Here is a 14,959-nt window from a genome sequence, read left to right on the forward strand (position 1 = left end):
GCCAATTCTAGCGATTTCGATGCCTATTCGTCATATCCTTTGACGACCTTATACTCTCCAGACTGTATGGCGGACAATATAAGATAAGAGTGGTAAACCTTATTTTCCCCCTCCCGGACGGCAACACTGTGATCGAAATCATGGACGAACGTTCGGATATCACGAACAAAGGACGAGATATGAACAAGGAATGTGGGTATAATAGCTCCAACAACAATCAGAAACTGGTGGTGAAAGCATGAGTCGTCCGTCTGTCAGTCGGCGCCAGTTCCTCGGCGCGAGCGGGGCCGCACTCGTCACTGGCCTCGCCGGCTGTTCGGCCGGTGAAGGTGGAACTTCGACCGATACCGCGAGCAGCGCCGAGACACTCAAAATCGGCGTCCTCGAGGATCAGTCCGGGAACTTCGCCCTCGTTGGCGACCCGAAAGCAAAGGCGTCGATGCTCGCTATCGAGGAAATCAACGCCAACGGCGGTATCGACGGGAAGCAAATCGAGACGTTCCAGCGCGACCCACAGTCGGACAATCAGCGCTATCAGGAACTCACCCGAACGGCCATCAACGAGGAGAACGTCGACGCGCTGTGGGCCGGCTACTCCTCGGCGACCCGGGAGGCCATCCGGCCGATAATCGACCGCAACGAACAGCTGTACTTCTACACCACCCAGTACGAGGGCGGCGTCTGCGACGAGTTCACCTTCGCGGTCGGCCCGACCGCGCGCCAGCAACTCGGCATCGTCCTCCCGTACCTGGTCGAGGAGTTCGGCCCAGACATCTACACTATCGCGGCTGACTACAACTTCGGCCAGCTCTCCGCGGACTGGGTGAAGGTGCTGGCCAACGAAAACGACGCGAACGTCCTCGGCGAGGAGTTCATCCCGCTGAGCGAGTCCTCCTTCGGGTCGACCATCAACCGGATTCAGGAGGCCGACCCGGACTTCGTGATGTCGATGCTCGTTGGCGCGAACCACACGTCGTTCTACGAACAGAAGGCCTCGGCCGGCCTCGACATTCCTATCGGCACCTCGACGGCGATGGCACAGGGGTACGAGCACCGACGGCTCGATGCCCCGGCGATGGCCAATATCTACGCCGGCGTCAACTACATGGAGGAGGTACCGACCGAGAGCAACACGGGCGACGGCGGCTTCGTCGACCGGTACTTCGAAATGTATCCCGACGCGCCGTACCTCAACGAGGAGGCCGAGACCAACTACTTCTCGACGTACATGTACAAGAAGGCCGTCGAGCAGGCCGGCACCACCGAACAGCCGGAAGTCATCGACGCCCTGGAGTCGGGGATCGAACTCGGCACGGAAGAGGCACCCGAAGCGCCAGAGGGTGAGACGATCCGTCTCGATGGTGCGACCCACCACGTCGACCACCACATGTGGATCATGCGCGCAGACGAGGAACACAACGTCGAAGCCGTCGAGAACCGCCAGATACCCGAAACGTTCCTCTCGGAGACGGCCGGCTGTAACCTCCCCGAGAACCAGGAACAGACCCAGTACACCCCGGTCGACTACTACGAGGAGGCCGAATAGGGATGGTAAACGGCATCAACCTCGCGTTACAGTTCCTCGATAGCTTCGCGTTCATCGTGCTCGCCGCGGCGGGGTTGGCCATCATCTTCGGGATCATGGGCGTCATCAACCTGGCACACGGGGAGTTCATCCTCATCGGTGCCTACACCGCGACGCTGGCAGTGACGCAACTCGGCCTCCCGCTCGTCGTGGCGATGGTCGCCGGCGGCCTGGTCACCGGCCTGTTCGGGATTCTGACCGAGCGGGTCATCATCTCCGGGGCGTGGCCCAACTGGGTCAGCCAGCGGACCCTCGGCCGTGACATCATCGAGCCGCTGTACGACCGGCTGGCCGACTCGATGGTCGCCACGTTCGGGCTCAGCCTGATACTGACCCAGGGGACCCGAATCGCCTACGGCAACTCCATCGACGGCCTCTCGACGCCCTTTGGCCCCATCGAGTACGGTGCGTTCTCCTACTCGACGTACCGAATCGTCCTCGCCGGCGTCAGCATCGGGCTGCTCGTCGCCACCTACTACCTGTTCACCCGGACCGACTTCGGGATGCGCGCCCGGGCGACGATACAGGACAAGGAGACCGCACAGGCGATGGGCGTCAACACCGAGCGCATGTACATGCTGACGTTCGGCATCGGGTCGGCACTGGCGGGACTGACGGGCGCGCTCTTCGCGCCGGTCGTCACGATGCGGCCGACGCTCGGGGACCAGTTCCTCGTCGAGTCGTTCGTCGCCGTCGTGGTCGGGGGCCCGAGCGTCGTCCTCGGGACCGCGCTGTCGGGGGGCGTCCTCGGGGCGATACTGGCCGTGTTCTCGAACCTCTACGGGACGTTCATCGGCCGCATCGCGTTGCTCGTGGCCGCGCTCGTCGCGCTGCGGTTCCTCCCCGACGGCATCACCGGGTTCATCGAACAACTACGGAAACGGAGACAGGAGAGCGAGTAAATGTCGACAGACACTGCACACGGCGAGGCGAACAGTTCGCTCCCGAGTCGGCTCCGCAGTCGGTTCGAGGGGCCGAACACCATCGGCGACTCGCGGGGGTTCTGGGTCGGCTTCCTCGTCGCCGTCGCGGCGCTTGCGGTCTACCCGCTGTTCGGCGACGGGTCCCAGCTGTCGCTGTTCATGGTACTGGCCCTGCTGGGGCTCTCGCTGTCGGTCGTCTGGGGCTACTCGGGCGTGCTGAGCTTCGGCCAGGTCGTCTTCTTCGGCATCGGGGCCTACACGTTCGGCGTCGTCTCGATCAACTATGCGACCCCGGGCGGTATCACGGCTGCTGTCATCGCCGGCATCGTCGGCGGTGGCGTCAGCGCGGCGATACTGGGCTACTTCATGTTCTACGGCGGGGTGCGCGACGTCTACGTGACCATCATCACGCTCGTCTCGACAATCGTGCTGCACACGTTCATGGCCCAGACCGCCGGGTCCGAGTGGGCCATCGGCGAGGCGGCGCTGGGCGGCTTCAACGGGATGCCGGACATCCCCCTGTTGACCCTCGGCGTCGGCGGGGCGTCCTACCAGTTCATCTACAACCCGTTCCCGATGCGGATAATCGGCATCGGGGCGGTCGAGATCAGCCCGTTCTACTACCTCGTGCTGACGTTGCTGGTCGGGGCGTACCTCGGGCTGCGCGCCCTGGTCAACTCGGACTACGGCCGCGTGATGGTCGCCGTCCGCGAGGACGAGGACCGGACCGAGATGTTCGGCTACAACGTGACCCGCGTCAAGTTCGTCGTGTTCACGCTCGGGGGCGCGCTGGCGGGCCTTTCCGGCGTGCTGTACGCCGCACGGAACGTCTACATCGATCCGACCGTGTTCTCGCTGCTGTTCGCGACGCTGCCGGTCATCTGGGTGAGCCTCGGCGGCCGAAAGAGCCTGCTCGGGGCCGTCGTCGCCACGCTGGGCGTCGAATACCTCCGCATCTCGATGGCCGGAGAGCTGGCGCTGGTCCTGCTGGGGTCCCTGTTGCTGGTGACGATTCTGGTGCTCCCCGGCGGGTTCGTCCCGTGGGTCCACCAGCAGATCGTCGAAGCCCGGCTCGGTCCGGGCGAGGCCGGCGGGGCTGACGCACCCGACGCGTCGAGTGAGGTGAGTGACTAATGAGTGATACTGAAACCGAATCCGACATCGATTCGCTCGGACCGAATGTTCGACAGACTGCGGCGGAGCTGGCAACGGGAGACAGATCAGAGACGCTGCTACAGACCGACGGCCTCGTCAAGCAGTTCGGCGGGTTCACCGCCACGGACGACGTGGACTTCTCGGTCGCCGAGGGGGAGCTACGTTGTCTCATCGGTCCCAACGGCGCCGGTAAGTCGACGTTGCTGAACCTGATTACCGGCTCGTACGAGGCCACTGACGGCAGTATCTACTACAACGGCCACGATATCACCGACCTCGACCCACACGAGCGGGTCTCACGCGGGATCAGTATGAAATTCCAGGTCCCGTCCGTCTACGGTGACCTGAGCGTCAGAGAGAACGTCAGGCTCCCCGTCCAGCAGTTCGCCGACGGGGAGGAGCGACGCCGGCTGGTCGCCGAGGCCATCGAGGCTGCGGGGCTCACCGGCTACGAGGACGTTGACGCCGGCCAACTCTCACACGGGCAGCAACAACAACTGGAAATCGGGATGGCCGCTGCACTCGAACCCGACCTGCTCCTGCTTGACGAACCGGTTGCCGGCCTCGACGTGGCCGAGCGCGAAGCCATCGCCGAGCGGATCACTCGGCTCAACGAGGAGCAAGGCATCGCCTTCGTCGTCATCGAACACGACACCGACTTCGTCGCGAACATCGCCGAAGAAGTGACTGTGCTGCACAACGGTGAGGTGTTCCGTGAAGGGCCAATCGAGGAGATAGAGTCGGACCCCGAGGTCCAGCGGATATATCTGGGAGGTGAGTCGTGATGCTCGAACTCGACAGTGTCACCGCCGCCTACGACACGACACCGATACTGCGGGACGTGGACCTCTCCGTCGAGGAAGGGGAAATCGTCGGCGTGATGGGGAAAAACGGGGTCGGAAAGACGACGCTCCTGAAGACTGTGATGGGGCTACTGGAACCCAGCAACGGGGCCATCCGGTACAACGGCACCGACCTGACGACTACCTCGGCCGACGAGCGCGCACGGGCCGGCATCGGCTACATACCGCAGGGCCGGGACGTGTTCCCCAAGCTAACCGTCGAGCAGAACATCAAGATGGGCGAGACCATCCGGTCGGACAGCGACGAGACGCTGTACGACCAGATATACGAGTACTTCCCGGTCCTCGAAGAGCGGGCCAGTCAGGAGGCTGGGACGCTCTCGGGCGGACAACAGCAGATGCTTGCCATCGGCCGGGCACTGGTCTCGAACCCCGACCTGCTCCTGCTTGACGAACCGAGCGAGGGCATCCAGCCATCTATCGTTGACCAAATCAGCCAGGACATGCAGACGATTAACGAGGACCTCGGGACGACGATTCTGTTCGTCGAGCAGAACCTCGGGGTCATCCGCGAGATGGCCGACCGCTGTTACGCGATGGAGCGCGGGACGGTCGTCGATGAACTCGGTCCGTCGACAATCGCCGACGAGGACGCGATTGCGGAGTACCTCGCGGTCTGAGGCGGATTACGGGATTTTCGCGCCAGGTGGCTGGTGTGCTGGCAGTCGATACGGACTGCTGTGGCATAGTCGGCATACGGGCCCGGCTGTTGTCTATCTGATAACTTCATAATCACGGGCAAGCAACCGAATCAACAGGGATTTGAGTACCCACTGTACAGACGTGTACACGAATGTCCGATCGTGATTCATGGATATCGAACCTCGGCTTCGTGCTGGCCGCCGTCGGCGGTGCCGCGGGCCTCGGGAACATCTGGCGGTTCCCGTGGCTGACCGCCGGGAACGGTGGCAGCGCGTTCCTCATCGTCTACCTGCTCGTCGTCGTCGGCATCGGCGTCCCGGGACTGCTCGCTGAGTTCGTCCTCGGACGCTGTGGCCGACAGACGCCGACCGCGGCGCTTCGCTCGCTCACCGGCTCCCGCTGGGGGTCGTGGCTGGGCGCGTTCAACGTCCTCACGACGCTCGTCATCCTTTCGTTCTACTCTGTCGTCGGCGGGTGGATCCTTCGCTACACCCTGGTCTCGCCGGTCGGGGCGTACTTCGGGCAGCCCCAGCAGTACTTCGGGGCAATGAGCTTCGGCCTCGAAGCGGTCGCCTTTCACCTGCTGTTTCTCGGGAGCGTCGCCGGGATCGTCTTCTTCGGCGTGAGCCACGGTATCGAACGCGTCTCGAAGGTGATGCTGCCCGGCGTCGTGCTAATCCTGCTCGGCCTCGCGGTATGGACGGCCACCCAGCCGGGTACGGCCGCCGGCTACGCGTTCTATCTCAGCTTCGACGCCGAGTATCTCGCCGCCAACTTCCTGAGCGTTATCGGGCCAGCGGCGGGCCAGGCGCTGTTCACGCTCTCGCTCGGCGCTGGGGTAATGCTGACGTACGCCTCGTATCTCGACGACAACGCATCCCTTCCGCGAGATACGCTGGTCATCGCTGTCTCGAACACGTTCATCGGTGTCCTCGCCGGCTTGGTCGTCATTCCGCTGCTGTTTTCCCAGGGTGTCGACCCCGGACAGGGCGGCCCTGGCGCGTTGTTCGTCGCGCTCGCGACGGCTTTTGCGACGCTTCCGGGCGGGGAACTCGTCGCGACGGCGTTTTTCGCGACGGTGTTGATGGCCGCGGTGACCAGCGGTATCAGCCTGCTTGAAACGCCGGTCGCCACGCTCGTCGATAGCTTCGGCGTTCCGCGACGCCGGGCAACGGTCCTGGTCTCGGTCCTGCTTGCGGCCACCGGGAGCGGGCTGGCACTCACGAGCCCGGTGTTCCAGTTCGTCTCCGGCACGCTCGCAGACTTAATGTTGACCGTCGGACTGTTCGCGTTCACCGTCATCGTCGGCTGGCTACTGCGCGGGGAAGCGCTGACGGAGTTCCGCGCCGGAACCGAAAGCTTCGGGTGGTTGGCCAGGCCGTGGCTCCTGACGGTCAGTTGGGTTCTCCCCGTCGTCGTGCTGTTCCTGCTGACGAACACGCTCGCGTCGCTCGCTGGGATGTCGCTGGGACTCGGCGGCCGAGCGCTTATCGCTGTGGTCGGCACTGTTGCCCTCGCCGTCGCAGTTACGAGCGGAAACTGGAGCGACCGACTGAGTTCGAGCTAAGTACGCCGCGCTTGATTCCGCTGCTATTCTGAGCACGGCACCACCGAGAGGGTTTGTTCGCCGCTTTGGCTTACTGCATATTGTTCGCCAGCGACTCTCGAACGCATCGCAATAATTCCTGAATCCGGTATTGCTGCCATACCCACGGAACTGCATTCTGTCGGTGATCGCGCCGGTTTTTTGTTTGTGCACCCTGTGCATGATCGTATGAAACTTTACGAGGATGTTTCGGTTGGCGACGTACGACAATCCGATGGATACACTGTGTCGAAATCCGAGATCGTAGAATTCGGCGAGAAGTACGACCCGCAACCGTTCCACACCGATGCGGACGCAGCGAAGGACTCCGTCTTCGGCGGGCTAGTCGCTTCCGGGTGGCAGACCGCCGCGATCTGTATGCGTCTCAACGTCCAGAACAGCGAGGATATGGCAACACAGGCTGGCGTCGGTGTCGACGATCTCCGCTGGCATCAACCGCTCCAACCCGGTGACACGCTACGACTACGAACCGAAATCATCGACAAGCGACCCTCCGGCAGCGACCCGAGTCGTGGGTACATCACCACCCGGCACGAAGGACTGAATCAGGACGACGAACTGGTTATTTCATACGAGGCGACAGCCATGATCCGCCGCGAGACCGACGAGTGACGACACAGCCAAGCTGTGGGATACGTGCCAGTAACGTGGAGACCGCTCGTTTTTAGCCGTGTTCTGGCCCATAGCTGAGACGGCATCGCTCCCACCGGAACAATCTGAGACAGCCTGCGAGATTGCCACGTACGCACTCAGGTGTTGACGTGTATTCGAGTCGTAGTCACAAACTAGTATGCATCGGCGAGGCCTGCTGGTATCCGTCTTCTCTCAGCCAGCGCCAAAGTGGACACACACTCTCACGCCTTCGACTACACTGCGTTGCGTTCGGTCTCGACTGCCTCGACGTACGCCTCGACGACGTTCTCGATAATCGCTTCTCCGGCCTCGGTGGTCGCCGCTGTCGGATCACCGAGGACACCGTTTTCGGTGATTGATTTGAACCCTTCACTTAGCAGCCGAGCCGGCGAAATGTCACCTTCAGGCCCGGGTTCGATATTCTCCGTCCTGACGAGACCCTCATCGATGGCCAGCACAATCGCTGTTTCGGCGGCCCCGGCGTGGATTACATCCTGTTTGTACTCGATACCGGCCTTGCTGAGACCCTCATTCAGCAACTGCATGTGTTCGTCGAGGTCAGCGAGCGGGATCACCGAGGCTTCGAGTTCACGTGCAATGTCAGGAGCCACGGTTTTGACCGGCCCGAAGTTTCCACCGTGAGTCGGGACGAGAACGATGTGTTCGAAGCCATGGGTGTCGAGGGATCTGCAGTACGACCGGATGACATCCATCAATGTCTCGGGTGGCACGGTTATTGTGCCGGGGAATTCCATATGATGTCCCGAACATCCGGGGCGAATTGTGGGGGCGGCAAGAGCATCACCCATTTCGGCCGCCATTCGGCGCGAGAGTTCGTCCCCGTCCAGCGTATCCATGTTCAGTGGCAGGTGTCGGCCGTGTTGTTCGATCGAGCCGACAGCGATGATAACCGTCCGTGTTCCGTTGTCGAGGGCAGATTCTATCTCCGGCCATACCATCTCCTCAAGACACACTGACCTGCGAGAAGCCATCACTGAGAGATGATAGCTATCGGATAAATATATGTCGAAAGCTGGATACTATTCCCTATCAGTCGGCAGCGGATCTGTTGCTGGCTCGGCTCTCTGTACTGATTATTTTCATCTGCAACCGAACGGTCACGGATATTGCCGTCATTGCTCGATATTGACCGCGATGATACTGTCTACGAACCGCTTCGCTGAGGGTAGTAACTATAGTAGCCATTGAAAACCAACGCACACCTGATCGCACGACGGCAGTGCGATCAGTGTGTACATCGTTTCAATTGTTACTATAGAAGAACCGGCTTTCGTCTCGTCAGGACTATGAATGACTTTACGCTTCTAAACAGTCAGTGCAGCGGCCAGCACCGGGTAGTGAGGGCCCACCACATTCTGTGCAAGCATCAAGGTTTGTGGTGCTATCATCCCGTGAGAGAGGTATCGTTTCCAGCGCTTTTCGCAACCGCCTCTTCATGTAGTTCGGTATTGTGTTGAACTATCTTAATATTTGGGGAAGTAATTCGGATAGGATGAGTAACTAGTGTATTAAATGCTATATGGTGAGCAGGATTAAAAATTATAGCGGGAATTTCTATATATTCAATCAAATAAGGGTATGTCCCCATCATACCGACGCTGCATTCCTTCCAGAAGGATACCAGAAGCGGAGTGCCAGAACTTGTTACTTGCCAGCCCGAATGGGTAGTATGGCGATTGACCCACTAACAAACGACGAGGTTCTGGCAGGACTCGAAGACTGTGAGGCGACGGCGGTCCCGACAGCCCAATCTCTGTACGCCTTGCGGCCCCGAAACCGTATGTCACGACACATCTCCAGCAACTCACCCTGAAAGGCTTGGTCGGGTTCAACACACACCGAGAGGTCCGGCGCTGGCGGCTCACACCTGCTTTGCCGGCTGATCGATCAGTACCATCGCGAACGGTGGGTCGTCGAACTGGGCCGTCAGAAACGACTGGGCCGACTCTTCATACCACGAGATGGCACCGATATCCTCGACCTGTTCGAGGGCTTTCGCAGCCACCGAGCAGTACGGACACTCCCCGTCGTAACTGAGAACCGAGCCATATCTGGCCATACACATATTAGGGGTTCTCGCCGAATATATCGTTGGATTGGAGACCACACTCGGTCGAGTCAATCGTTCAGAGCACGTCCGGAGTGACTGTTACGCCGCCCAGCAACGGTCCAGATTTTACACTGTCACATTGGCTGTGCTGCGTGTCTCCGTTATCGTCACAGCCACCAATCCGGTCGATCAGGTGGTATGAGAAAACATTTTGTATCAACAACGTGTTCTTTGATATGAATGTCCTCCAAAGATATCCCGGACAGAACGAAGTCATGTATAATCGGATAGCTCGGTTAATTCCCGAACATCCACGGAAGCGGGCTAATTTGGCTGTATCTGGCTTCGTGATCGGTGTGATATTCCTGAGTAGCTGGCTTATCAGAGTCGGAAACTATGTCCTCCATCCTAGTTATGTGTCAGCGAGTGCGTTTATCTCGTTCCTCCTTGGGTCCGGATTCATTCTGAGTTCGATATATCTGTTCTACACGCTTAGTGAGCAATCGAACACTACTGACCGAGGCACAGAAGACGAAGATACCGCTTCAGCGATCGATATACTTCGCAAGCAGTACGCAACGGGGGCAATCACTGACGAGGAATTCGAACATCGGTTGAATACGCTGCTCCAATCCGAAGACACTGATCAGCGTGACCAGTCAGAACCGACACCGCTTGACAATTTAGTAGATAGCGCGGCCAGCGCTGATTCTCCATCCACAGCAGAACTGAACACTGAACAAAGCCGGTGAGTCAGTTTCCGTGTAACTAGACTGGCGGTTAGCTCAGGATGGGACCCAGACTTTGGCAAGCGTACGGCCTGTACTGACCGCTACCGACCTGTTCTGACCGGTAATTGGAATGCGAGCGTATCTGCTGTCTCTGACACGCAAGCCCTGATGAGACCAACAGTGCATACGAAGCGTTCTATAATCCATTCGATGGCAGTGCGTAGCCAGTCTTATCCGCGATTCAGGAGGTCGCCAGCGTACTGAAACTCCGCTTGTAGCGTAGCACACTGCTGGCCGTGCAATCGTTTCGTTCATATGCCATTAGCCGTCACCACGGATAATGCCCTTCACCAGACGGGTTCTCTACGCGGAGAATAGCCGTCGGACAGAACTCCTCAGCACCATCGTCTCGAATTCTCTCCCCGTCGTTGGCGTCGGGTTGTTTGACTGGAGTGCGGCTGCATTGCTGTTTCTGTACTGGTTCGAGCTCGGCGTCGACTCGGTCTGGGCACTCGTTCGGGCAGTGTTCGCTGGTCGCCCGCCGGATATTGAGACCAGCACCTTGCTTATGGGCCCGCTGGCGGAACGACAGTTCGCCCTCTCCGTCCCGCGAACCGGTTTACGAGTCTATCTCACGACGCTACTCGCGCTCCCAATTACCGTTCTAATTCTGGCAGTCGTTTGGTTGTTTACTGGGGGCCTGCTCATCGGTCCATTGCCGGAACCCAGTACAGAGACGGTAACTGGTGTGCTGCTGGCGACTATCGGGATTTTCGTTCTGACGGGAATCACAACGGTACGGAATTACTTTTACAACGGGGAGTATCGGAAACACAACTCGACGACGGCGTTTCGAGGACTGTTACCTCGGATCGTAACCGTCTTTTTCGGCGGCATACTCACGCTGGCACTGATAACAGCAGCTACGGAGGGGCCTGAAGCAGAACTCGGCAGTCTTGATCCGACTGTCGTCGGACTGCCACTGCTACTCATGGTCGTCTGTTTCAAATTCACGTCCGACCTCCTGGGCGTCTACAGCGACCGTCTTGTCGTCTATTTCAAGACATACGATGAGGAATACGGCTGGCAAACGGCCCCGCCGAAGGCTCGCTCCGTCGACGGGACGCTCACTGATGCACCTGAGCGGGTGCGTCCAGTTTGCTGGGGACGGGTCATCGGCGGCCTCCTCCGGTTTCCGTATCACCCAGGAAGCCTGTTTCTCGGTGGCATGGGGCTGCTCGTTGCGGTCCTGTTTGCAATTGGCAGTGCGTGGGACATCGTCGCCGTGATCGTTCTCGCAAGCGTTAGCATCCCGGCTCTCCTGCTGTGTCTCGATCAGCTATTGCGATACGGGACAATCGAATACCGGATTGACCCTGACGCTGGTGCGCTCGTCGCATATGACTGTCTGTTCGGCACGGCACTCTGGCGCATCGAGTCGTGGGAGGAAAGTGGCCTCCGCGTCGAGCAGACGCCGCTCGATTCGCTGCTCGGAACAGAGACGGTTACTATCGAACACGCTGAGGGGGAGTATATACTACCACATCTACCCGATGCCGCCTCGGTCGTCGCGGTGTTTGACCGACAACCCGAGCGTTCAGAACAGGTAATCCCTGGTCGGGCTGGGTTACTTGGGTGAGTCGGCTGTTCGTTGTCTGGAACAGGTCGCCGTTGGCCCCGTTATCTTTCCTCGGAGACGGTGTTGTCGGTCCACAGGTCGTAGCCGACGACAAGCGCCATGCCACTCGTCGGGATAATCAACAGCAGCCTGCCAACGGGTGAGAAGTCGACACCTGCCATCGAGAGACCGATGTACGCAACAGCGAGTACTGGTGGGACAGTGAGGGCGGCACCGAGTCGAGTACTGTCTGCCCGCAGGTAGCCGATGCCCCAGCCGACGAGTCCCAGGATTACGAACGGGATCGCAAGAGCCCAGATGAGGAAGGCGGTTATTTCTCTCCCGATATCGTTTGTGCCGGCTGTGGTGAACAACAGCGTTCCAAGCACACAGCCGCCAGTCCCAAAGAGAGCGCCGAATGCGAACGCGCGCTGCAAGCGAGACATCGACGCGCTGTCACGCCTGAGTACTGTGCTCAGCCCGACTAACAGCAGCGCATTCGCGCTTATGATGAGTCCCGGCCTGAGCGTCCGTTGTACCCAAATTGCGCTAAACGCCGGTGGGTTGAACACATACGAATCACCCGGCCGCGGTGTCGGCCAGAGTTCGAGCGGCACCGCGGTGATGAGCAGACAGACTGCACTCAAACCGAGGATCGGACCGGCGAGCCGATATGAGCGACGCCACATAGCGGATCACTCACCTCCGAGAGCCACGACGGTTCCGTCCGGCGACACGCTCACGATTCCGCCATCGAGTACCGCCAGTGAGACAGCCTGATACTCGGCCGGATACTGCCATACTGCCTCGCCGAGGCGCGTGGTGAACGCGGTGAGGCCATCGTCACTCTGGAATGTGAACACAGCGTCGTCAGCCGCGGCAGTCACCGCGCCACCGATATTGATTTCGGAGCACCACCGGGGCTTCGGTGGCCCGTTATCGACGCGGTCGAAGGCGAACGTCGCGCTGGATGACTCACCGGGGCGCTCGATTGCGTACACGCTATCGGGCGTCACGACCGGAAATTCGAGTGACCGTCTGTCGTCGAGACGCCACTGCTCGGTCCCGTCGGTGAGTGACCGACCTATCAGGTCGCCGTACGTACCGCTCACATAAACGGTCCCGTCAGAGACGACGGGGTATCCCGAAGGTCGGTCCGAGTGTTCCCACTGGACCTCGCCGGCTGCGGCATCCACTGCCGTTATCTTCTCACCGGCGATGACGACGGTACTGTCGGCTGCGGCCAGCCTCGTCCCGTCGGCGGTCGCCGTCCACTGCCGGCGTCCGTCGTCGGTCGCAAATCTCGCTACCCCGTCAGTCGTGGGAACGAACAGGGCGTCATCAGTCACTGTCGGAACGCCTGCCCCGGCCGTGTCGGTGTTTCGCCACGCAACAGATCCATCTCCAATTTCAAGTGCAGTGACACTGTCCGCTGTCGCGAGAAAGACGCGACTGTTGGATATTACCGGCGGCGCTGGTTCGTCTCCAATGTCGACCACTGACGGAACTGTCGCCGGTGTGAGATCGCGCCGCCACTGTTCTGTGCCGTCACGGAGCGATAGGGCGACGACACCGGTCGCTGTCGTTAGCACGACAGTTCCGTCGGCGACAACCCCCGCGCTTGCACCGGCGGTTTCACCGCCACCAGACGATGTTGAAATATCTGCGTGCCATCTGACCGACGGCGTCGTGGTTTCCATCCCGACCGGCGCATAGCCTGTGTTCGTCGTGTCAAACCGCGGCAACGGCCACGAGCCGTCGGGCACTGTCTCGAAGCCGGCGCTGTTGACTCCCGGGTCAACTGTATGCGATGGGTCTGGTGCGCCGTCGTCAGGGCACGACGACGAACAGCCAGCGATGCTGGCGACTGATCCAGTGGCGACCATTCCGAGGAATGTCCGCCGCAACGTGGAGGGCATCGACTGCTCATTTCGATAGCTCAATAAAAAATGTTAATATGATATCTCAATATGCAAGAATTTCAGCTTCCGGTTTTCCAGAAGACTCACACACACTCTGAGCAACAGTGTGGGAGACTCTCTCCTATTAATCAAGGCTCACTTCACGGGCAAATCCAGCAAAACTTAGTAAATCACTCCCAATAGCGGTTCTATGGCTGAAACGACACTCGCCACAATTGACGAACTGCTGGAGGGCGCTTTCGACGACGTGGACGACCCCGATGTCCGATACAAACTCAGAAGTGCGCGACAGCTTCTCCAAGTAGTGCAACAGCGACAGGATATCGTGGACGAAGCCATCGATACTGCCGTTGAAGACGAAGAGATCCTGAAAAACCTCCGCGACCTCGGCTATACCGAGTGATCCGCTACTCCTACCGTTGTCACAGAACAAGCCTTTTGTCTTTCTCAACCAAGTCTCCACTATGACAGAAGACACTGCCGAACAGCTTAGAGCGGAATTAGAGGCAGTTTTCACCAGCGCCGAATACCCCGTCGAGGAACCGATGGAGCTGGTGCCAGTTCTGCCGGACGGCCCAAGTACGACGTTCGAAGCAGGGGACGTCAGCGTGGGGGTGATGGATTTTGGCACAGAATACGCTGAGTATCAGGACTATCCCTACGAGACAGCTGCAGCCCTTATCGACGATCTGATGGTTGGCTTTCGGGAAGAGGGGCTGTTTGACTGAGCGGGACTTTCCTCACACCGCCTGACTGCGTGATGGGTAGTCGCTACTCAGCAGTAGCTAACGAAGTCGTGTCGACAACAGCTACAACAGTATTCGCGGTGGGACTGCCTCAGGCCTTTGCGTCATACCCCGCGTCCTCCACAGCGGCGATGAGTTGTTCTGTGCTGACGTCGCCGTCGACAGACACCTGCTCGGCGTCTTTGTCGGCTTCAGCGCCTTGGACACCAGCGAGCGCCTCGATGGCCTCCTCGACGGTTTGCTCGCAGTGACCACAACTCATCCCTTCGACGGTCAACGTCGTAGACATAGCAGTTTTGACGAAGGATGCGCAGAACTTCTGGGTTACGACTTAGCCGCCAGAACAGCACCTAATAGTGACATCTGGATAAGTATAGTTAGTTTCAACAATTCAATACATAGTGCTTCTATATGAGATTATTATCAATACTTGGATCTATACTCAACACAGAGAAGTATCGAAC

Annotated in this window: 15 protein-coding genes and 1 pseudogene; 11 read left to right on the forward strand and 5 right to left on the reverse strand. The window is 59.5% G+C overall.

Features of this window, described 5'->3' with window-relative positions:
- Positions 1-238 precede the first annotated feature (238 nt).
- From AV929_RS19880 to AV929_RS19910, 7 genes are all read left to right on the forward strand, one after another.
- Positions 239-1,546 (forward strand): urea ABC transporter substrate-binding protein, encoded by a 1,308-nt coding sequence (locus AV929_RS19880; RefSeq protein WP_064289085.1) that lies wholly within the window; start codon positions 239-241, stop codon positions 1,544-1,546.
- A 2-nt stretch (positions 1,547-1,548) separates the two neighbouring features.
- Positions 1,549-2,487, forward strand: a complete 939-nt coding sequence (urtB, locus tag AV929_RS19885; protein ID WP_014031074.1) for an urea ABC transporter, permease protein UrtB — start codon at positions 1,549-1,551, stop codon at positions 2,485-2,487.
- Positions 2,488-3,642: an urea ABC transporter, permease protein UrtC gene (gene urtC, locus AV929_RS19890; RefSeq protein ID WP_050038351.1), complete on the forward strand. Its 1,155-nt coding sequence runs from the start codon at positions 2,488-2,490 to the stop codon at positions 3,640-3,642.
- Positions 3,642-4,448 (forward strand): ABC transporter ATP-binding protein, encoded by an 807-nt coding sequence (locus AV929_RS19895; RefSeq protein WP_064289086.1) that lies wholly within the window; start codon positions 3,642-3,644, stop codon positions 4,446-4,448. The genes urtC and AV929_RS19895 overlap by 1 nt, the downstream gene beginning before the upstream one ends.
- Entirely contained in the window at positions 4,448-5,146 is a 699-nt protein-coding gene (locus AV929_RS19900; protein ID WP_014031077.1) for an ABC transporter ATP-binding protein, read from the forward strand. The genes AV929_RS19895 and AV929_RS19900 overlap by 1 nt, the downstream gene beginning before the upstream one ends.
- 173 nt (positions 5,147-5,319) lie before the next feature.
- On the forward strand, positions 5,320-6,735 hold the full coding sequence (locus AV929_RS19905; protein WP_064289087.1) for a sodium-dependent transporter: 1,416 nt from the start codon (positions 5,320-5,322) through the stop codon (positions 6,733-6,735).
- A 207-nt stretch (positions 6,736-6,942) separates the two neighbouring features.
- On the forward strand, positions 6,943-7,386 hold the full coding sequence (locus AV929_RS19910; protein WP_064289088.1) for a MaoC family dehydratase: 444 nt from the start codon (positions 6,943-6,945) through the stop codon (positions 7,384-7,386).
- Between the two features lie 254 nt (positions 7,387-7,640).
- On the opposite strand, the gene AV929_RS19915 is transcribed toward AV929_RS19910, so the two are convergent.
- Both AV929_RS19915 and AV929_RS19920 read right to left on the reverse strand, forming a co-directional pair.
- Positions 7,641-8,399: a creatininase family protein gene (locus AV929_RS19915; protein WP_044952791.1), complete on the reverse strand. Its 759-nt coding sequence runs from the start codon at positions 8,397-8,399 to the stop codon at positions 7,641-7,643.
- An 893-nt stretch (positions 8,400-9,292) separates the two neighbouring features.
- Positions 9,293-9,487 (reverse strand): annotated as a pseudogene (locus AV929_RS19920) (DUF393 domain-containing protein); the annotation flags it as partial.
- 266 nt (positions 9,488-9,753) lie between these two features.
- On the opposite strand from AV929_RS19920, the gene AV929_RS21580 reads away from it, so the two are divergent.
- Together AV929_RS21580 and AV929_RS19930 are read left to right on the forward strand one after the other, a co-directional pair.
- Positions 9,754-10,230 carry an SHOCT domain-containing protein gene (locus AV929_RS21580; protein WP_129756327.1) on the forward strand — a complete coding sequence of 159 codons (477 nt, stop codon included), beginning with the start codon at positions 9,754-9,756 and terminating at the stop codon, positions 10,228-10,230.
- A 319-nt stretch (positions 10,231-10,549) separates the two neighbouring features.
- Positions 10,550-11,848 carry a DUF6498-containing protein gene (locus tag AV929_RS19930; protein ID WP_064289089.1) on the forward strand — a complete coding sequence of 433 codons (1,299 nt, stop codon included), beginning with the start codon at positions 10,550-10,552 and terminating at the stop codon, positions 11,846-11,848.
- Positions 11,849-11,889: 41 nt separating this feature from the next.
- Here AV929_RS19930 and AV929_RS19935 read toward each other — a convergent pair whose 3' ends face one another.
- A complete protein-coding gene (locus tag AV929_RS19935) occupies positions 11,890-12,474 on the reverse strand; it encodes a hypothetical protein (RefSeq protein ID WP_230458923.1) in 585 nt (194 codons plus the stop codon).
- Between the two features lie 48 nt (positions 12,475-12,522).
- A complete protein-coding gene (locus AV929_RS19940; RefSeq protein WP_014031086.1) occupies positions 12,523-13,713 on the reverse strand; it encodes a PQQ-binding-like beta-propeller repeat protein in 1,191 nt (396 codons plus the stop codon).
- A 226-nt stretch (positions 13,714-13,939) separates the two neighbouring features.
- Between AV929_RS19940 and AV929_RS19945 the strand changes: the two genes are divergently transcribed.
- Together AV929_RS19945 and AV929_RS19950 are read left to right on the forward strand one after the other, a co-directional pair.
- Complete coding sequence (locus AV929_RS19945) at positions 13,940-14,152, forward strand: hypothetical protein (RefSeq protein ID WP_014031087.1); 213 nt, start codon at positions 13,940-13,942, stop codon at positions 14,150-14,152.
- A 61-nt stretch (positions 14,153-14,213) separates the two neighbouring features.
- The gene (locus AV929_RS19950; protein ID WP_014031088.1) at positions 14,214-14,477 is read left to right on the forward strand and encodes an MTH865 family protein; all 264 of its coding nucleotides are present in this window, start codon (positions 14,214-14,216) and stop codon (positions 14,475-14,477) included.
- Positions 14,478-14,586: 109 nt separating this feature from the next.
- Here the strand turns inward: AV929_RS19950 and AV929_RS19955 are convergent, their stop codons facing one another.
- On the reverse strand, positions 14,587-14,784 hold the full coding sequence (locus AV929_RS19955; protein WP_014031089.1) for a heavy-metal-associated domain-containing protein: 198 nt from the start codon (positions 14,782-14,784) through the stop codon (positions 14,587-14,589).
- Between the last annotated feature and the right edge of the window lie 175 nt (positions 14,785-14,959).

The organism is Haloarcula sp. K1 (genome assembly GCF_001647155.1).
Lineage (GTDB): Archaea > Halobacteriota > Halobacteria > Halobacteriales > Haloarculaceae > Haloarcula > Haloarcula hispanica.